Raw genomic sequence first — 18,724 nt, 5'->3', positions numbered from 1 at the left:
TTTTTCTTTCTGTATCCATAATAGGGAATTTTTTGTTTTTATATAATAGTAATACGAAAAAGGTGGTTCTAATTTCCTAAAAAAATACGTTTCATATAGTTTTAGTTTTGGTTATCGATTTAGCATGGAATTTGTATATGTAAGAAGGGTTTATCAGACATTTAAATTGTCAGGCAAAGAAAACTAGTTACATACTATAAAACTATTTTACATTATCTGCTAGAATCGAAAAATTTTAATAATATAGTAAAATGTAGTTGACCTTCCTAGTTTTAGAATATAAAATAAATCTTGCTAATAGTTTGAAAATTCTAAAATGGAGGGGTTTACTTGAAAAGCTGGAAAAAGATTTTGGGGACATCTTTTCTTGCCACAACTGTTACATTAAGCGGAGTGGGGCCAGTACTTATGAATGGAAGTACTGCTTCAGCTAAAACCGCACAATCGGAGGAACTTCCAAGTTCACCAATTGATATGAATACAGTGCCGGAAGAGAGATTGGCTAACGCACTGAAAAACCAAGGAGTTATTTCTCAAAGTGCAACACCGCAAGAAGTGAAGAAAGCCGTTACTTCTTACATAAACAAAAAAGATGCACATAAAGAGAGCATGAAGGGACATAAAGCTAGCAAAATTGATTTGAAAGCGAAAGAAATGCAAACAAAACAAAAAGAAAAGTTTCAACGAGGCGAATTTGCTAATATTAAGTCTCAAGGAAACAATTCGGGGAACGGGGTAAACGTTAAACCTGCAGCTCAGGCAAAATATAACGGACAAGTGAGAAAAGATAAAGTTCTTGTTCTTTTAGTCGAATACGCAGACTTTAAGCACAACAATGTCATTCAAGAACCTGGTTACATGTATGCAAAAGATTTTAATCGAAATCACTATCAGCAATTAATGTTTGGAAAGAAAGACTTTACGCTATTCAACGGAAAGAAAATTAAAACGTTTAAACAATATTATGAAGAACAGTCTGGAGGTAGTTACACAGTAGATGGAACGGTTTCTGAATGGTTAACCGTACCTGGAAACGCAAAAGAATACGGAGCAGACAATCCAGCGGGAGGAAACGATAATGCACCTGGATCTAAAGGACCTCGTAATCTTGTAAAAGAAGCGCTTGCAGCAGCAGCAAAAAGCGGCATTGACCTTTCAGATTATGATCAGTTCGATCAATATGATATCGATGGAGATGGCAACCGCAATGAGCCTGACGGCATAGTGGACCACTTAATGGTCATTCATGCTGGAACTGGGCAAGAAGCAGGTGGAGGTAAACTAGGAAACGATGCTATCTGGTCTCACCGCTCTACTTTGGGACAAGTGTATAAAGTTCCTGGAACAAACATGGCTGCTTATGATTATACAATCGAACCAGAAGACGGAGCTGTTGGGGTTTTTGCTCATGAATTTGGTCATGATTTAGGTTTGCCGGATGAGTATGATACACAGTATACGGGTCAAGGTGAGCCGGTAGGCGTTTGGTCAATTATGAGCGGAGGGAGCTGGGCTGGTGAAGTAGCTGGAACAGAACCGACAAGTTTCTCCCCGCAAAATAAAGAGTTTTTCCAAGCAAATATGGGTGGAAACTGGGCAAATATTCAACAAATCGACAGCAAAAACATTACAAAATCGGGCTCTGTGAGTGTGGTCGATCAAAGCGTGACAAAGTCCAAACGACCGGGTATCGTAAAGATTAATTTACCTAAAAAAGCTGTTCAAGGAATTAAGCCTGAGTTTGGAAGTAATTATTACTACAGTAAACGCGGAGACGATCTTCATACGACGATGACGACGCCAGAGTTTGATTTAACAACGGCTAAAACAGCGAGATTCAATTATAAAGCGTTCTATGAAGTAGAGGCAGAATATGATTATTTATATGTAAATGCGATTCTTCCTGACGGTTCAAAAGTTCTGTTAGATACAATTGGTGATAAAGCGAATAATGCAGACGGTTCTGCTGAAACTTCCGGTGGAAAATGGGAAGATAAAAGTTACGATTTAACGAAGGTTCTAGGGAAAAAAATCAAGCTTCAATTTGAATACGTCACGGACGGTGGACTTGCTCTTCAAGGCTTTGCTCTTGATAATGCTAGTTTAGTAGTAGATGGAAAAACGGTATTTACGGACGATGCTGAAGGAACTCCAAAAGTAACGTTAGATGGATTTGAAAAGACAAACGGCATCAGCTATAAAGATAACTATTATTACCTTGAGTGGAGAAACTATGCAGGCAGTGATAAAGCACTTCAATTCGCGCGCGGTGCAAAATATAATACAGGCATGCTGCTTTGGTACGCAGATGAAAGCTATCTTGATAACTGGGTAGGACAACATCCGGGTGAAGGATTCCTTGGTGTAGTTGATTCACATGCTCATAAAGTTCTTTACTTTAATGTGAATGGTATTAGCACTACAGCAAATTCAAGCCGATATCAAATTGCAGACGCGGCGTTCTCATTTGATAAATCACCTGCTTGGTCATATTCTCATAAGACGTGGGGAACGATTTCATCTAAAGAATCAAATGGCGTTACAAGCTTTAACGATAAAAAATCGTATTTAGATGAAAGAATTAAAGATGCAGGCCGCTTACTTCCTCAAAACGGATTAAAATTAGACGTAATTGGTGAAGCAAAAGACAATTCAGCTGGTGCTGTATGGATTCACAAGTAAAATTGGACGTATTAAAAAGATCTGAAGAATTAATTCTTCGGATCTTTTTTTGTATCATAAAATTAAAATAAACTATGAGCTAAATGATCAAAGGCGCTCAGCCCGTTTAAAAAATAGAAAAAAGGGAATTTTCAACAGTGAATAATTGTTATTATGTCATGAAATTCATCCATATAATCAATACTAATAGGTAAAGAAAATATTGAAAAGGAGTTCTAACTATGAGCTATCGTATCGAAAGAGATTCAATTGGAGAAATCAAAGTTGCAGAAGATAAACTATGGGGAGCGCAAACGCAAAGAAGTAAAGAAAACTTTCCAATAGGGATTGAAAAAATGCCGATTGAAGTAATACGCGCTTTTGCGGTTTTGAAGAAAAGTGCGGCCATTAGCAATCATAAACTAGGCAAATTATCAGCAGGGAAATCGGAAGCCATCGTGCAAGCTGCTAACGAAATTATTGAAGGAAAATGGAATGAACATTTCCCTTTAGTCGTATGGCAGACAGGAAGCGGAACGCAATCAAACATGAATGTAAATGAAGTGATTTCCCACCGAGGAAACCAGCTAATAAACGGCGACGAAACGCTCCATCCAAATGATGATGTCAATATGTCACAAAGCTCTAACGATACTTTTCCTACGGCTCTTCATATTGCAGCTGTACTAGAAGTCGAAGATCGATTATTGCCTGCTCTAAAAACATTAAAAGAAACGTTTGCTACAAAGCAAGAGCAGTTTAAAGATATTATTAAAATAGGAAGAACCCACTTACAAGATGCTACACCGCTAACACTAGGACAAGAAATTAGCGGATGGCATCATATGCTCGAAAAGAATGAAGAAATGATTAAACAAAGCGTAGAGTATATGAAGGAGCTAGCTATTGGCGGTACAGCTGTTGGGACGGGGATAAATGCACATCCTGACTTCGGCGATGAAGTAGCGAAAGAAATCAGCAGCACACTTGGAAAAACATTTATCTCAGCACCTAATAAATTTCATGCATTAACAAGTCACGACCAAGTGGTTTATGCCCACGGTGCACTCAAAGCCTTAGCAGCTGACTTAATGAAGATCGCCAATGACGTACGCTGGCTGGCAAGCGGTCCTCGGAGCGGATTAGGTGAAATTACGATTCCTGCTAACGAACCTGGAAGTTCTATTATGCCTGGAAAAGTAAATCCAACTCAAAGTGAAGCTCTAACAATGGTTTCTGCACAAGTGTTAGGAAATGACGTGACGATTGGCATTGCGGCTAGCCAAGGAAACTTTGAATTAAATGTATTTAAGCCGGTTATTATTTATAATTTTTTACAATCAGTCAGATTGCTGACAGATTCTATGCAGGCTTTTAACGATAAATGCGCAGTAGGAATTGAACCCAACAAAGAAAAGATTCAGCATAATCTAGAAAATTCTCTTATGCTTGTAACAGCATTAAATCCGCACATAGGTTATGAAAATGCGGCTAAAATCGCCAAGCTGGCTCATCAAGAAGGTACGACATTAAAAGAAGCAGCGGTCAAAACAGGCCTTCTGACTGAAGAACAATTTGAGCAATGGGTAAATCCTGCTAACATGATTCATCCATCAAAATGAAAAAAGAAGCCAAGCAGCTTAGAATGCTTGGCTTCTTTTTAATAAAATAAACATTGTTCTAAATAAACATATAAAAAGAAAATGCGGATTAAAAGAAATTTTACCCTACTCTTATGTACTAGATTCAAGTACATAAAAGTAGGGTATTTACATGTTTATAAAGGAGGGATTCAAGTGACGTACGAAGTAAAGTTTTATTTTGGAAATGACAAATCAATCAGTACATTGGTTGAATCAGAAAATGTAAAAGAGCTTGAGGAATCTATTATTCATACGCAAGGATGGTATCGTTATTATGACAAAAAACACGAAGCTTATTTAGCTATTCAAATGAGCAACGTTTTACACATCGTTATAAAAGAATATCAGAATCCGGAAAAACAGGGGGTTTAAAGTATTCGTCGTATACATAAAGAAGCTAGCAAATGAGGTGAAAACTATGCAAAGGCGACATTCAAATAATCCTATTATTCTCGACGTTTCTCATCATCAAGGAATCATTAATTGGAAAGAAATAAAAAACACCTCAGTAAAAGGGGTGTATATAAAATTAACAGAAGGCGGAACTTTTGTAGACCCCAAATGCTATGAAAATTATATAGGTGCTAAAAATGCGGGCTTGAGAGTAGGATTTTATCATTATGCTCACTGTACAAATAGTCCGGAAAAAGAAGCTGCTTTTTTTATTACTCAGCTTGGGCAAATGAAACTAGACCTTCCCCCATGTTTGGATCTAGAAGAAGATAAGAAAAAGTCCAAAGAGTTTGTTTCTCGCTTTGCCGTAAGCTGGCTCGAGCATGTTCACCAAAAAACAGGGATTAAGCCTATCGTATATACGAACTATCATTTTGCTAAAACTTTTTTCACAAACGAAATAGGTAAGTATCCTTTGTGGGTAGCAAGATATAGCGCAAACAATAGACAAGGCGGTATGCAACACCCTGGTGAGCTAAGTCAATGGCAGCGATGGGCAATGTTTCAGTATACGGATTCTGGAAGAGTAAAAGGTATTTCTACAAATGTGGATATAAACGAAATGGACTACTCATTTTTTAAAGAAGTTACGACGAATCTCTCTGTGACGAATAATGCAAAAGGACCCTTCGTGTATTCTAAAGGTGATAAAGGGTTAGGAGTCAAACAAATTCAGCAAAATTTACTTTCACTAGGTTTTTCTCTTCCAAAGTTTGGAGCAGACGGTTTTTACGGAGATGAATTAATCGCTGCAGTGGAAACATTCCAGAATCAATATGGCCTTTTTTCGGATGGAATAGCAGGAGCAGACACGCTTCAGCGTCTTGTTAAAGAAGTGAATAATCTGAATAATCGGGTTTGAGAGAGTACCTGAGAGGGAAAAGTTATTGTAAGATTCAAAAAGGTATAAGGAAGGAGCTATTATGAGAAAACGAAAACAAAAAGCATTGATATCAGGTATTACGCTATCAACGGTAGGAGTTGGCATTACATCTTATATATTAAGTGATGCTGCGAAACGTCGAAAAGTAAAAGGGCTTGTTCGAAGTGCTAAAGTCAAACTTTCAAGTTTATCTAAAAAACAGCAGGTAAATGCTAGCCTAAATAAAGATGCTCATTCAGATCCTACGTACGTTTCTGAAAGTAATATGATTTCAGAAGGACCTATGTATCAAGATCAACATAGATAATAAAAAACTAGTCTTGCCTCGGGTGAGACTAGTTTTTTTATTATTTTAGAAAGAGTTGCATCTATTCATGTTACACTCTCTATATAAGGGAATTTTGAAATGACTATGTACAAGTAAAGGAGGAATAAAAGGCTTGATTAGTAGCGGATTATTTGTTAACTTATGTATTTTCTCATTTTTGGTCAGCATTATGATTGCCATACGGATATTTTTGCTGCAGCGTCTAGCCCACAAATATAAATTGGTTAGCGGTATTTATGCAAGTGTCGTTTCTGCTATTCTTATGATTTATAGCGTTACCTATCAAGAGGTTACATATGATTTGCGATTTCTGCCCCTTATTTTGACCGTTCTATATTTTGGTTATAGAGCCGGTGCAATTGCGGGTATTAGTATGGCTATGTGCAGTATCTATTTAGAAAGTCATTGGATACTGACTATTTTTATTTTAATGTTCACCTTTTTGCTTTCCCTTCCTCTTATCCGATATAGAAAGCAGCTTTCTGTATTAAAACAATCTTTTCTCTATTTCTTTATTCATTTTATCGTTCATGTCTTACTGACAAATTACTTCTGGAATACACCTATTCGGTCGCCGTTTTATAGCGAATTAGAATATTTCTTTTTTGGGATTCTTGGACTAGGTGTGGGCGTAGCCACGATAGAATTTTATCGTAAGTTTTACGCTGTAGCAGAAGAAGCTGCCTATGCTGCATCAGATTCATGTCAGGAGAGAGAAGATTCTATTTTTGTCAGAATAATGAAAAAAGAATTAGAGTATACAAAAGAACAGCTGGAGTCTTTTATTAATCATCACATGGATGCGGTGATCATAACTGATTTAGAAGGGCGGATCTTGCGAGTTAATGAAGCCTATGAAAAAGTATATGGTTGGAAAGCCCACGAAGTAGTTGGAAAAAAATATTACGAAATAGCAGGGGCTTTTAGTGAGGATGTACATGAGAATATAAAAAAGACGATTGCTGAAAAAGAGGCAATCAATCGAGTAGAAGTAGTAAGAGCTCGTAAAGATGGAAGTTTAGTAGACCTTCGCATCACTATTTCGCCAATTTTTAATGGCAAAGATGAGTTAATAGGTCTGTCTGGAGTTTGTGTGGATATATCTGAAGCTAAAAAAGCTAGAAAAGAGCTTGACTTGCTGCATCGTAAGCTTAAAGAAAGTGAGTTAAAGTACCGCACGTTATTTGAATATGCAAACGACGCAATTTATTTACTTGAAATAGGTTCAAATCATTTTCCTTCTCGTTTTATTGAAGTAAATGAAGCTGGCTGTAAGCGCTTTGGGTATACGAGAGAAGAGCTTTTATCCATGCCATGCAAAGATATTATACCTAGAGATTCTGACATTGTTCGAAAAACGGTTGAAGAAATTCGCCAAGGAAATCTTTCTTTTACGCTGCAATCACAGTTTACATTTAAGTCTGGAGAAGTAAAAAAACTAGAATATAGTGGGAAATTGTTCAATATAGAAAACAAAAAAGTTCTTCTTATTGTTTCGAGAGACAGGACAGAATACCTAGAAACAGAAGAGCTGCTGCAGAAATCTGAAAAATTAGCAGCGGTTGGTCAGCTTGCTACAGCTATTGCTCATGAAATTAGAAATCCTTTAACGGCCATCAAAGGCTTTATGCAGCTATTAACTGAAAAAGCGAGTAAGGAAGAGTTAACCTATATGAACATTATATCCTCTGAAATTGAGCGTATTGAAATGATTACAGATGAATTCATGTCAGTGGCAAAACCACAGGCCGTAACATTTCAGTCGATTGATTTGCAGCTGTTAATTCAACAAGTGATTTTATTGCTGCAGCCTCAAGCAACCATGAAAAACATCTTTATTGAACTTAACCCATACGGAGAAATGCCTCTTGTATATTGTGAAAGCAATCAAATGAAACAGGTGTTTATAAATATTCTTAAGAATGCGATTGAAGCAATGCCTTCCGGAGGAGAAATTAAAGTTGAGCTGAGACAAAAAGATAGCAATCACCTTCATATTCAAATTATTGATGAAGGTGTAGGAATTTCAAAAGATCGCATCAAACATTTAGGTGAACCATTTTACAGTATTAAAGAAGACGGCATTGGATTAGGGTTAATGATATGCTTCAATATTATCCAGCAGCATAAAGGAACTCTTAGTATTGAAAGTGAAGTAAACAAAGGGACGAATGTGGAAATTTGTTTACCGGTAGAATAAAAGGTAATCAGTTAAAGGCAGAAGAAATTTTGCAACAAGTTGTTTAGTAAAGTTATAATATTCTATGTTGGAGTAAAATAAGCAAAGGAGTGGTTACGATTAAACAGAAAAAGTGGATTAACATATTTCGTATTCTGTATATTGTTTTTGCTATTATTGCGATTGGAGCATCTTTTGGAGACTATTCTTTCGGGCTTAATAATCCCCGCATAGTCAGTTTAACGGCTCTCGTTTTGGCGGTTATTTGTATTGTTCCGTATTACATACTTCGCTTTAAAGAACAAGCTTCTAAAAGTAAATAAGTTAATATTTGTTCTCTTAAAAGAGGCTGTGACAAAAGCAGTTTAGTTGAAGGAAGATCCGAACGATGAATCGTTCGGATCTTTTCATTAGTAGGGTGAACGTAGGTTTCATCTATTTAGTTGCTTCTAGCTATTGATTGGAGGGTAAGCTGAAGACTCTTGTGGAAGGGGTGAGACCCCGCAGGGCCAGAGACAAGAGGTTCGCCTGCCGCCCGTAGAAAGCGAAGCTTTGCACGGAAATCAACAGCGTGTAACAAGCGATCTATATTAGCTCCTGTATCCAATTTGTTCGTTCTTAGAGTGGAGTGATTTTTATGTCTCAATCTCTTTTTTATCGTCATAAAAGGGCGATAAATGGGCGAGCATTTTTTCTAGCCTGTACATATGCTATAGAGTAAACAGGCTACGGAGGTGAAGTAAAATGGGATTTTACAACTGGGGTTACGGCGGTGGTTATGGTTACGGCGGCTACGGTAGTTACGGTGGCGGTTTTGCATTAATCGTTGTACTATTTGTTTTATTAGTTATCGTTGGTTGTACATGCTTGAAATAAACAGAAAAAGCACGGATTTACAAAGAGTTTAGTAGATTCGTGCTTTTTTATGTTCATAAGAAGTACAGTACTATAATAAAATAATGTTGTGAATGTACATAAAAAACATATAAAAAATTTAATTAATAGATTAAAAAAATAAAAAAATGAAGAGGAAGAGTAGATTTAAGCGGCAAAAATGGTCTGAAATTTATAATTTTCCTTATAATTAATTTTTGTAAAACGCTTCATGGAACTGATAGCAAGACCGAATAACACTACCTAGCCCGCTAGTTTTTATCAGCTGACTAAAAGAATTATTTTATTTGTATGAAAATCAGCATAAATGATTTTCATATAGTTTAAATAGGTAAAAAAGACTTATTGCAGAGTTTTTTATTTTTAATTTTCATAATAATAGGAATATTAAAATAATATATAGACGTAGTAATTTTTAGTTGCTATAATGTTGCTAATTATCACAATTAACAGAAAAATTGAGATGATTAAATTTACTAGGGATAGGGAGAAAAAACTATGAAAAAGAAAAAACAGGCTTTAAAGGTATTATTATCAGTTGGTATTCTTTCTTCATCATTTGCTTTTGCACATACGAGCAGCGCTGCGCCAAATAATGTACTTTCAACTGAAAAGTATAACAAAGAAATTAAATCTCCTGAGTTTATTTCCGGAAAGCTCTCAGGCCCGTCATCACAGAAGGCTCAAGACGTCGTATTTCACTATATGAATACAAATAAAGACAAATATAAATTAGGAAACGAAAATGCTCAAAACTCATTTAAAGTGACAGAAGTGGTGAAAGATCCTGTGGAACAAGCAACCGTGGTACGCTTGCAGCAAGTATATAATAATGTTCCTGTTTGGGGATCTACTCAATTAGCACACGTAGCGAAAGATGGAACCTTAAAAGTTGTATCAGGTACAGTAGCTCCTGATTTAGATAAAAAGGAAAAATTAAAAGAACAGAAGCAAGTTGACAGCAAAAAGGCGATTCAAGCAGCTGAAAAAGACTTAGGTTTTAAACCGACGTATGAAAAATCTCCTTCATCTGAACTGTATGTTTATCAAAATGGTTCAGATACCACATATGCTTATGTAGTAAATTTAAATTTCTTAAGCCCTGAACCAGGCAACTATTATTACTTTGTTGATGCTACTAACGGTAAAGTGCTAGATAAGTACAATACAATTGATTCCGTAGCTGGTCCAAAAACTGACGTGAAACAAGCGGCAAAGCCGGCAGCAAAACCTGTAACAGGCACAAATGCTATCGGTTCAGGTAAAGGAGTGCTTGGAGATACTAAATCCTTAAAGACAACGTTATCTAGTTCTACTTACTACTTACAAGATAATACAAGAGGCGCTACAATCTATACGTACGATGCAAAAAATCGTACATCTCTTCCGGGTACGCTATGGGCAGATACCGATAATACGTACAATGCAACCCGCGATGCAGCTGCAGTAGATGCTCACTATTATGCAGGCGTGACATATGATTATTATAAAAACAAATTTAACCGCAACTCCTATGATAATGCAGGAGCTCCGCTAAAATCGACTGTTCATTATAGCAGCGGCTACAACAATGCATTTTGGAATGGCTCTCAGATGGTATACGGAGATGGAGATGGAACTACTTTTGTTCCGTTATCAGGAGGATTAGATGTTATTGGACATGAATTGACGCATGCGGTCACAGAAAGAAGTTCTAATTTAATCTATCAATATGAATCAGGTGCATTAAACGAAGCGATTTCTGATATTTTCGGAACATTGGTAGAATACTATGACAACCGAAATCCAGATTGGGAAATTGGAGAAGATATTTATACGCCTGGAACAAGCGGCGATGCGCTTCGTTCAATGAGCAACCCAGCGAAATATGGAGATCCGGATCATTATTCAAAGCGCTATACAGGTTCTAGTGACAACGGCGGAGTTCATACAAACAGCGGTATTATCAACAAAGCTGCCTACTTGCTAGCTAACGGAGGAACGCATTACGGCGTTACTGTAACAGGAATCGGCGGAGATAAGCTAGGAAAAATTTATTACCGTGCCAATACGCTATACTTCACTCAGTCTACAACATTCAGCCAAGCGCGCGCAGGTTTAGTACAAGCTGCTGCTGATCTATACGGTTCAGGCTCTCAAGAAGTAATTTCAGTAGGCAAGTCATTTGACGCAGTTGGTGTTCAGTAAGCTATAAAACATAAGTCGCAAGATAAATGAGGTATCTGGCGACTCTCTATACTACCTCACTACCAATAAAGGAGTACTCGTATAAATATATTACAGTACTCCTTTATTTTATGTTAATAAATAAGGTAGATTTCTTCTAGATCCATAAAAATCCACTTCTTATTCCTCCCTTTTATATCCATTCGAATTATCCCGTTGTTTGTTAAATGAAGAGGACCCGTTTTAGTAAACGGTCTTATTATAAAATGTTATAATAAAGAAAAGGCTTGAATACATACATATGAAAAAGGAGTGGAGGAATCGATGGACAAAATTGCTGTTATTTCAGATATCCACGGAAATCTCCCTGCATTAGAAGCAGTTTTAGCTGACATACAACAACGAGATATCCATCGCATCATTTGTCTAGGTGATTTAGTAGGAAAAGGACCGGATTCAAGTAAAGCGATTGATATCATAAAAGAAAAGTGCGAAGCAACAGTAATGGGTAACTGGGATGATTTCATTACAAAGCCTGCGGAATTTGAAGCATTAAAATGGCATCAGAAGAAGTTAAGTTCCAACCAAGAAGCATACTTAAAGGAACTTCCTTTTTCTGTTGAGTTTATGATGAGCGGGAAATTAATTAGAATGTTTCACGCTTCCCCTAGAAGTCTTTATGACCGCATTCAACCTTGGGATTCACTTGAAAAGCGTCTTAGTCTATTTGCTAATACGGAATATACGGAAAATATAAAAGGATCAAGAGAGCCGGATGTCATCTGTTACGGAGATGTACATAATGCATTTATTCAACATATTAAAGGGAAAACGCTATGTAATGTAGGAAGTGTAGGAAACCCGCTTGATTTACCACAAGCTTCCTATCTTATCTTAGAAGGAAAGGCTCAAGGCGAAAGTCCTTCAGCATTTTCTATACAATTTGTGCGTATTCCATACGATATTGAAAAGGCAATCGAATTGGCGAGAGCTGTAGAGATGCCGGACTTTGAACCCTACGTTCAAGAATTAAAAACAGCTCGCTATAGAGGACTAAAAAAGTAAGAGTGGAATGTATCTTAACCTTCAGCATAAATGCTGGAGGTTTTTTAGTTGAGTATATGAGAGGTTTTTCAACATCATTAGTATGATACATGAAAATAGAAGTTATTCCGATGAGTTTAAAGGAGGGAAAACTTGGAGAAAAACATACAGCATTTGAAAGGAAATAAATTTTATTTTATGAAGACAATATGAAGAGGGCAATTCCATTTGAACATAAAGTCATGCAAAAATGCCCCTGAAAAGCTGCTTTTAACATAACGAGTGGAGGAGTACATGATGAAATTTTTTATTGATACAGCTAACCTGGAAGATATTAAAAAAGCATATAAAATTGGGGTATTATCAGGTGTTACCACAAACCCTTCGCTAGTAGCTAAAGAAGGTGTAAAGTTTGAAGATCGCATCGAAGAAATTTTAAAAACCGTCCCGGAAGTAGAATCCGTTTCAGCAGAAGTGACGCCCGACACAGTAACAGCAGATGACATGATTGCTCAAGCAGAAGAGCTTATTAAAATTAACGGAGGAGACAAAAATATAACAATTAAACTTCCTATGACCATTGCTGGATTGGAAGCAACCCGTTATCTAGCTAAAAAAGGCGTAAAAACAAACGTCACGTTGATTTTCACAGTGAATCAAGCGCTTCTAGCAGCCCGTGCCGGTGCCACATACGTATCGCCATTTTTAGGACGCTTAGATGATATTTCAGAAGACGGTGTTTATCTCGTATCTCGAATTGCCGAGCTATTTCGAATTCAACATATTGACTCACAAATTATAGCAGCGTCAGTCAGACACCCAGATCACGTCACACGAGTAGCTCTTGCTGGGGCTCATATTGCGACCATTCCGTATGCCGTAATTGAACAACTAGTAAAACACCCGTTAACAGAACAAGGAATAGAAAAATTCGCATCAGACTGGGAAAAAGCTGTAAAAAGTTAAATTCACTTAAGGAGAAGACATCATTTTAGTGTCTTCTCTGCTTAAAAGGTATACGAAGATTCTTTTTTTCTATTTTGCAGCAAACAACTTATCATTAATAGGCGAACATCCTATACATATACGCAGAGCTGACATACGTTAATAGAAACGAAAGAGGTGTTAAAATGGGCTGTATTATTAACATTGAAAATATCGTGACTAACGGGTTAAAAGACAATTCGAACGTAAGCGTAGGCTGTGTTGTACAAAATAGTCACACGGCAAATACAAAATCGGTAGGAGCTTGTTTTTCGTTTGGCAATGGCTCTCCTGCCATTGCCTCTATGACAAACAGTAATATCGACTTTTGCAAAGGTGAAGAAAATAAAGAGCAGCAATCTTAAAAACAATTCCAGAAAGAGTATTTCTGGAATTGTTTTTTGGTAAGTGATAGAGTTTTGTTAATGAGATGTTTAATGGTTCGAAAGGAAAGTATTTGTGAGGAGGCGAACTGCGCTATGAGCATTATTTCTATAATTTCTTATACATGGATAGAAAGAAAGATGAAACGAACACAAAAAGTGACGATTCAGCATTCCAAAGACATGTGCTTATATACTGATAATATTCAAACAGAGAATGATTGCTTTCACATTAACAGCGTATTTGACATCTCTTACAAATGCGTCTCAAAAGAAAGCGGCTTTTTATATTTACATACAAATCAAGGAATGTTCGCTTATACCATACATACCGATCCTGCTGATTTTATAGCGGCATATAAAGATATAAAAAAGAAGGGGTAACATTGCTGTCAGCCCTTCTTTTTTTGTTATTATTTTATCCACTGTACAACTTGATCCATACTTCTTCTTGTCTTGCCGCGCTTAGGTTCATGAATTCGGTAGCCGAACGCAACCATAACAGAAACATCAAACTTGCCGTCTTCTAGTAATCCTTCTTCTTTTAGAATTTCATGTACTTGGTCATAGTTAAATCCTTCAATTGGGCAAGAATCAATGCCAATTTGAGCAGCTGATGTCATCATATTAGCTAGTGCAATATAAGATTGTTTGCTGGCCCAATCAAATAGCGCTCGCTTGCTTTCGAACAGGTGAAAGTCATTTTCTTGGAAATCTTTATAACGAGGCATTAATGTCTCTAATACATCATCCGGCATTTCTTTTACGTTTTTCTGAAGATTTAACACATATTCAGAGTCATATCTTGCATCTGTGCGAGAAAGAATAATAACAAAATGACTTGCTGTAGGAATTTGGCCTTGTGCTCCCCAAGAAACAGCTTTTAATTTTTCTTTTAAATCTTTATTTTCAACGACTAAAAATTTCCACGGCTCGTAACCTACTGAGCTTGGAGATAGGCGCCCCGTTTCTAAAATGAATTGGAAATCTTCATCGGAAATTTTCTTCGTTGGATCAAACTCTTTTGTAGCGTGACGAAAGTTAAATGCGTCTAAAATTTCTTGCTTTTTATCTGTATTGTTCATGTGTAAACAACCTTTCTATAAAAATATTTAGTAATGAACTGTTTAGAGTATCCTATACCCTGTATAGCTTACAACTAACAGCTAGTTAACATACAATTTGCTATAAAATCCGTTTGCAGATTTATCATAAATCATATAATTCATCCTAACAAGTACGCACATTTTTGTTGTATAGTATACTTTTTTATACTATTGATATAACTTTATAAGAGGCAGAAAGAAGTAAACGACCTGTGGAGTGTATTTGGGAAAAGCAGTTAAGAGGGGGAAAAGGAGAAGAGTACTCTTCTCCTTTTTAATTAAATTTTTGTATTTGATTTTTTCGCTTTGTTTTCAAGTTCACTTTTCGGTTCTGTTGAAAATTCAACATCTTTTCCGTGTCCTTGAGGGTTAACACCAGGAGCTACTTGACCTCGATTAGAAGTATTTTTTTGACCCATTTTCGTCACCTCCGTTTGGTTAGTATGTGCAAAAAGTGAAAACAAAAATCAGGAAATAAAGAGTGAAAGTATAAGTGGGGTTTGAATACGACTATCTTGAAGGACTTTCATTACATAAACAAGATAGCCATTTAAGAGTCCATAAAAAAGCACCCCTAAAAGGGTGCTTTTCTGTTTACGAATCTGAGCTTGTTGCTCTTTCTGCATATGGATAGATAGGATCTTTTAATTGAAATTCGTAAGTCACTCCATCTACAAGTCCTACCGTTTTATTGCTATCATAAAGGTCCAGCATAAAAGCAGCCATTTCTTTTGACGTATGAAACTTAGGTACTCGTCCTTCGTATTCAAAATCACTCATATCCATCGAACGCTGTGCAAATTCTGTTTCAGTAGCTGCCGGAGCTAGAACTTTAGCCTGCATTTTTGATCCTCTTCCTCTTAATTCTTGAGAAAGACCTTCTGTAAATGCACTTACGTAGAATTTTGTTGCGCAATAAGTGACTGCATCAGCAACAATGGTGTAGCCGCCTCCAGAAGAGACGTTAATAAGCTGTGTACCTTCAACGTTTTCATAATCTCTTACAAATAGAGATGAAAGAATGGTTAAGGCTTCGATATTTAAATGGAGCATTGTTTCAATTTTAGTTAATTTTTGTTCACCAACAGAAGCAAAATTTCCGAATCCAGCATTGTTAATCCATGTTTCTAACTCATATTCTTTAAGCGACTCATAAAACGTGTGAGCATTTTCTGCCACGGATAAATCAACCGACTGGATAATAACATTTACATCTTGGTTTAGTTCTTCAATCTTTCCTTTTAACTCATCCAGCTTGTCCTCTCTACGTGCAGCTAGTATAAGATTTTTTCCGCGCGCTGCGAAAGCTAAAGCTGTTTCATATCCAATTCCTGAACTTGCGCCGGTGATTACTGTATATTTCATGTTGATTCCTCCATTTTCGATGTTTTCGAATTGATTATAATTGTTAAAGTATACTTTAAGTCAAGCGTTTATTGAATTTGTTTTTCCCTTTATAAGTCTGATGATAAACATTTGAAGTTTGGTGCTAAACTTTCTTTTTTTATGCTAAACTTAAAACAAAAGGCGGTATTTTATTTCATTATTAATTCCTTAAAAGGAGGAATGTATGCGTTCTCTTTACGTGAATAGAAGACCTAGTTTACTTGCCCAAATCACATTACTCATCACGGTAGTTATTCTTGTTAGTACCGTCCTTGTATGCATTTTATTTTCTGCAATGGTAGATGAAATTGTCGAAAAATATGTAGGCAATCAAGCTATGACAGTAGCAAAATTAGCTTCTGAAGATAAAATTATTGTAAAAGCTTTTAAGAAGAAAAATCCTCCTGAGCACATCCAACCTGTTGCTGAAAAAATAAGAAAAACCACAGGGGCAGATTACGTTACCATCGCTAATGATAAAGGAATACGCTATTCTCATCCCAATAGGAGTTACATTGGAAAACATACTAAAACAAGCAATGAAGCTTCTTTAAAAAAGCATCAATCCATTATTTATAAAGGAAAAGGAATTTCAGGATTTGCAATTAAAGCCAAAACCCCCATATGGGATAACCAAGGAAACGTAATAGGTGTTTCTTCGGTAGGGTTTCTTATAAGCAATATAGAAAAACAGATTAATGACTATAGAATAAAAATCATTAAATTGTCCTGTATTCCTTTTCTTATTGGAGCATTTGGAGCTTTCTTCATTGCAAGGCGGGTAAAAAGACTAATATTCGGGCTGGAACCAGAGGAAATTTCCTTTCTTTTTAAAGAAAAAGAGGCTACCTTTGAATCCATTCGAGATGCTACTGTTACTGTAAATGTCGAAAAATATGTAACGTCGATGAATAGAAGGGCTAGAGAGCTCTTTGATAACCTTCATTTAGCAATAGGAGGAGAGATAAAGAACGCCCGTTTAGGACAGCTAATTGATCAAGCAATAGAAGAGCAGTGCGTGTATTCTAACCAATCTCTTCTACTAGATGGCCAGCAGTATATTTTAGATTTATCTCCTATTGTAAGAAAAAAAGAAGTGCAAGGTATCGTTCTTACCATAAGAACTTTATCGCAAATTGAAGAATTGACTGAAGAGATTTCTAAAATTAAAATGTTTTCTGATAATTTACGCGCTCAAAATCACGAATTTTTAAATAAGCTGAACGTGATTTACGGGTTATTAAGGTTAAAGAAATATGAGCATGTCATGCAAATGATTTCATCAGAGGTAAAGGAACGCCAAGATATTATTTCTTTTTTAATGTCTTCTGTGAAGGATCCTTTGATTGCTGCCTGCTTACTTGGGAAAATCAATCGCTCGAAAGAATTGGACGTCACTTTAGAAATTGATCAAGATAGTAACTTAACAAGTACTTTAGATATCGAAGATGCAAAAAACGTTGTTTCCATCTTGGGGAATTTAATTGATAATGCGCTCGAGGCTGTACGAGAACATAAAGGTCACGTATTAGTATCTTTTACAGATGTAGGAAACGACCTGATTTTTGAAGTTGAAGACGATGGACAAGGGATATCAAAAGAAGTAGAAAATATGATTTTTATAGATGGTTATACAACGAAAAAAGGTGAAAATCACGGGATTGGATTGACCATTGTTAAAAGATCTGTAGAGTTGCTTAAAGGCGAACTGTACATAAGCAAAAGCATGTTACAAGGGGCAAGGTTCACATTAGTTATCCCAAAGCTATTAAATAACGAAAAGGAAGAATCGATATGACTGAAAATCAAATTAATGTCATGATTATAGAAGATGATTCTACAGCTGCACAAATTTATGAGCAGTTTACTAAAAAATTAGAACATTTCACTATTGTTGCGACAGCAGGATCTGGAGAACAGGCTTTAGAGTTACTAACAATATTTACGCCGCAATTAATTTTATTAGATGTCTTTTTACCGGATATCAACGGAGTGGAACTGCTATGGGAAATTAGAAAGAACTATCGAGGGATCGACATTATTTTAATAACGGCGGCCAATGATGTTGAAACAGTAGGAGAAGCAATAAGAGGCGGAGCATTTGGTTATTTGGTGAAACCTGTAATTATTGATAAATTTTTATCTACTTTAAAACATTATCAGTCTACGAGAATAGAATTAACTGAAAATAAAATGATTAATCAAGACAAAATAGACCATTTATTTAGAACACATCATAATCGACACAATCAATCAGCGGCTGCAGTAACAGAATTTCCTAAAGGCATTGATAAACATACTCTTCGTTTAGTCAGAGATAAAGTTTGCAAAGTTCAGGAAAGCTTGAATGTAGATGAGTTTGCTCAATTAGTGGGTATCAGTTATTCAACAATGAGAAGGTATTTAGAGTATTTAGTATCGTGTAAGGAAATGCAGGTGGAAATAGTATATGGAAGTGTAGGGAGGCCTGAACGGAAATATCGAGTAACTAATCTTACATAACATAAAAACGAGATAGCGGATAAAAAACCGCTATCTCGTTTTTATGTAGAAATGACGCATGAAAAAAATGAAAAAAATTACTTTTATAAAAGATATCAAACTTATGTTGGTT

At 36.2% G+C, this 18,724-nt stretch carries 17 protein-coding genes and 1 pseudogene; 15 read left to right on the top strand and 3 right to left on the bottom strand.

The genetic code is table 11. From position 1 onward, the window contains the following. Positions 1-330: 330 nt before the first annotated feature. The 13 genes and pseudogenes from N178_RS23980 (at position 331) to N178_RS23920 (ending at position 14,002) form a co-directional block, all read left to right on the top strand. Positions 331-2,682 (top strand): immune inhibitor A domain-containing protein, encoded by a 2,352-nt coding sequence (locus tag N178_RS23980; protein ID WP_045295340.1) that lies wholly within the window; start codon positions 331-333, stop codon positions 2,680-2,682. A gap of 221 nt (positions 2,683-2,903) precedes the next feature. Then, positions 2,904-4,283: a class II fumarate hydratase gene (gene fumC / locus N178_RS23975; protein ID WP_045295339.1), complete on the top strand. Its 1,380-nt coding sequence runs from the start codon at positions 2,904-2,906 to the stop codon at positions 4,281-4,283. Positions 4,284-4,457: 174 nt separating this feature from the next. Then, positions 4,458-4,676, top strand: coding sequence for a hypothetical protein (locus tag N178_RS23970; protein WP_237758597.1), 219 nt, complete (start codon positions 4,458-4,460; stop codon positions 4,674-4,676). A gap of 46 nt (positions 4,677-4,722) precedes the next feature. Next, positions 4,723-5,619, top strand: a complete 897-nt coding sequence (locus N178_RS23965) for a GH25 family lysozyme (protein WP_045295338.1) — start codon at positions 4,723-4,725, stop codon at positions 5,617-5,619. 61 nt (positions 5,620-5,680) lie between these two features. Beyond that, positions 5,681-5,947, top strand: coding sequence for a hypothetical protein (locus tag N178_RS23960; protein WP_014460133.1), 267 nt, complete (start codon positions 5,681-5,683; stop codon positions 5,945-5,947). A gap of 133 nt (positions 5,948-6,080) precedes the next feature. After that, a complete protein-coding gene (locus N178_RS23955) occupies positions 6,081-8,168 on the top strand; it encodes a PAS domain S-box protein (RefSeq protein ID WP_052942428.1) in 2,088 nt (695 codons plus the stop codon). A gap of 89 nt (positions 8,169-8,257) precedes the next feature. Next, a complete protein-coding gene (locus N178_RS23950; protein ID WP_045295337.1) occupies positions 8,258-8,470 on the top strand; it encodes a hypothetical protein in 213 nt (70 codons plus the stop codon). Positions 8,471-8,891: 421 nt separating this feature from the next. Continuing rightward, positions 8,892-9,023, top strand: coding sequence for a YjcZ family sporulation protein (locus N178_RS23945; RefSeq protein ID WP_016764087.1), 132 nt, complete (start codon positions 8,892-8,894; stop codon positions 9,021-9,023). A 606-nt stretch (positions 9,024-9,629) separates the two neighbouring features. Continuing rightward, a pseudogene (locus N178_RS23940) lies at positions 9,630-11,228 on the top strand (M4 family metallopeptidase); the annotation flags it as partial. Positions 11,229-11,531: 303 nt separating this feature from the next. After that, positions 11,532-12,272, top strand: a complete 741-nt coding sequence (locus N178_RS23935) for a metallophosphoesterase family protein (protein ID WP_045295334.1) — start codon at positions 11,532-11,534, stop codon at positions 12,270-12,272. A 276-nt stretch (positions 12,273-12,548) separates the two neighbouring features. Continuing rightward, complete coding sequence (fsa, locus tag N178_RS23930) at positions 12,549-13,217, top strand: fructose-6-phosphate aldolase (protein WP_013057026.1); 669 nt, start codon at positions 12,549-12,551, stop codon at positions 13,215-13,217. A 164-nt stretch (positions 13,218-13,381) separates the two neighbouring features. Continuing rightward, positions 13,382-13,600, top strand: coding sequence for a spore germination protein (locus tag N178_RS23925; protein WP_025752385.1), 219 nt, complete (start codon positions 13,382-13,384; stop codon positions 13,598-13,600). Between the two features lie 114 nt (positions 13,601-13,714). After that, positions 13,715-14,002, top strand: coding sequence for a hypothetical protein (locus N178_RS23920; RefSeq protein WP_045295332.1), 288 nt, complete (start codon positions 13,715-13,717; stop codon positions 14,000-14,002). A gap of 29 nt (positions 14,003-14,031) precedes the next feature. Here the strand turns inward: N178_RS23920 and N178_RS23915 are convergent, their stop codons facing one another. From N178_RS23915 to N178_RS23905, 3 genes are all read right to left on the bottom strand, one after another. Continuing rightward, positions 14,032-14,703 carry an NAD(P)H-dependent oxidoreductase gene (locus N178_RS23915; RefSeq protein ID WP_045295331.1) on the bottom strand — a complete coding sequence of 224 codons (672 nt, stop codon included), beginning with the start codon at positions 14,701-14,703 and terminating at the stop codon, positions 14,032-14,034. A gap of 299 nt (positions 14,704-15,002) precedes the next feature. Further along, entirely contained in the window at positions 15,003-15,143 is a 141-nt protein-coding gene (gene sspL, locus N178_RS23910; protein ID WP_045295330.1) for a small, acid-soluble spore protein L, read from the bottom strand. A 175-nt stretch (positions 15,144-15,318) separates the two neighbouring features. Beyond that, on the bottom strand, positions 15,319-16,089 hold the full coding sequence (locus N178_RS23905) for an SDR family NAD(P)-dependent oxidoreductase (RefSeq protein WP_045295329.1): 771 nt from the start codon (positions 16,087-16,089) through the stop codon (positions 15,319-15,321). 205 nt (positions 16,090-16,294) lie between these two features. Here N178_RS23905 and N178_RS23900 point away from each other — a divergent pair, with 205 nt between their 5' ends. Both N178_RS23900 and N178_RS23895 read left to right on the top strand, forming a co-directional pair. Then, positions 16,295-17,908: an ATP-binding protein gene (locus tag N178_RS23900; RefSeq protein ID WP_045295328.1), complete on the top strand. Its 1,614-nt coding sequence runs from the start codon at positions 16,295-16,297 to the stop codon at positions 17,906-17,908. Further along, positions 17,905-18,612 (top strand): response regulator, encoded by a 708-nt coding sequence (locus N178_RS23895; RefSeq protein ID WP_045295327.1) that lies wholly within the window; start codon positions 17,905-17,907, stop codon positions 18,610-18,612. The genes N178_RS23900 and N178_RS23895 overlap by 4 nt, the downstream gene beginning before the upstream one ends. Positions 18,613-18,724: the final 112 nt, after the last annotated feature.

It is taken from the genome of Priestia aryabhattai B8W22 (assembly GCF_000956595.1).
In the GTDB taxonomy this organism is placed as follows: Bacteria; Bacillota; Bacilli; order Bacillales; family Bacillaceae_H; genus Priestia; species Priestia aryabhattai.
The sequence above is the reverse complement of the archived record's forward strand: the minus strand, read 5'-3'. Positions and strand labels throughout refer to the sequence as shown.

What these genes read in the sequence shown, in the direction of transcription:
- N178_RS23935 (WP_045295334.1), top strand. Translation starts at nt 11,532, where the DNA reads ATGGACAAAATTGCTGTTATTTCAGATATCCACGGAAATCTCCCTGCA.
- N178_RS23945 (WP_016764087.1), top strand. Translation starts at nt 8,892, where the DNA reads ATGGGATTTTACAACTGGGGTTACGGCGGTGGTTATGGTTACGGCGGC.
- N178_RS23960 (WP_014460133.1), top strand. Translation starts at nt 5,681, where the DNA reads ATGAGAAAACGAAAACAAAAAGCATTGATATCAGGTATTACGCTATCA.
- fumC (WP_045295339.1), top strand. Translation starts at nt 2,904, where the DNA reads ATGAGCTATCGTATCGAAAGAGATTCAATTGGAGAAATCAAAGTTGCA.
- sspL (WP_045295330.1), bottom strand. Translation starts at nt 15,143, where the DNA reads ATGGGTCAAAAAAATACTTCTAATCGAGGTCAAGTAGCTCCTGGTGTT.
- N178_RS23895 (WP_045295327.1), top strand. Translation starts at nt 17,905, where the DNA reads ATGACTGAAAATCAAATTAATGTCATGATTATAGAAGATGATTCTACA.
- N178_RS23915 (WP_045295331.1), bottom strand. Translation starts at nt 14,703, where the DNA reads ATGAACAATACAGATAAAAAGCAAGAAATTTTAGACGCATTTAACTTT.
- N178_RS23925 (WP_025752385.1), top strand. Translation starts at nt 13,382, where the DNA reads ATGGGCTGTATTATTAACATTGAAAATATCGTGACTAACGGGTTAAAA.
- N178_RS23920 (WP_045295332.1), top strand. Translation starts at nt 13,715, where the DNA reads ATGAGCATTATTTCTATAATTTCTTATACATGGATAGAAAGAAAGATG.
- N178_RS23905 (WP_045295329.1), bottom strand. Translation starts at nt 16,089, where the DNA reads ATGAAATATACAGTAATCACCGGCGCAAGTTCAGGAATTGGATATGAA.
- fsa (WP_013057026.1), top strand. Translation starts at nt 12,549, where the DNA reads ATGAAATTTTTTATTGATACAGCTAACCTGGAAGATATTAAAAAAGCA.
- N178_RS23900 (WP_045295328.1), top strand. Translation starts at nt 16,295, where the DNA reads ATGCGTTCTCTTTACGTGAATAGAAGACCTAGTTTACTTGCCCAAATC.
- N178_RS23965 (WP_045295338.1), top strand. Translation starts at nt 4,723, where the DNA reads ATGCAAAGGCGACATTCAAATAATCCTATTATTCTCGACGTTTCTCAT.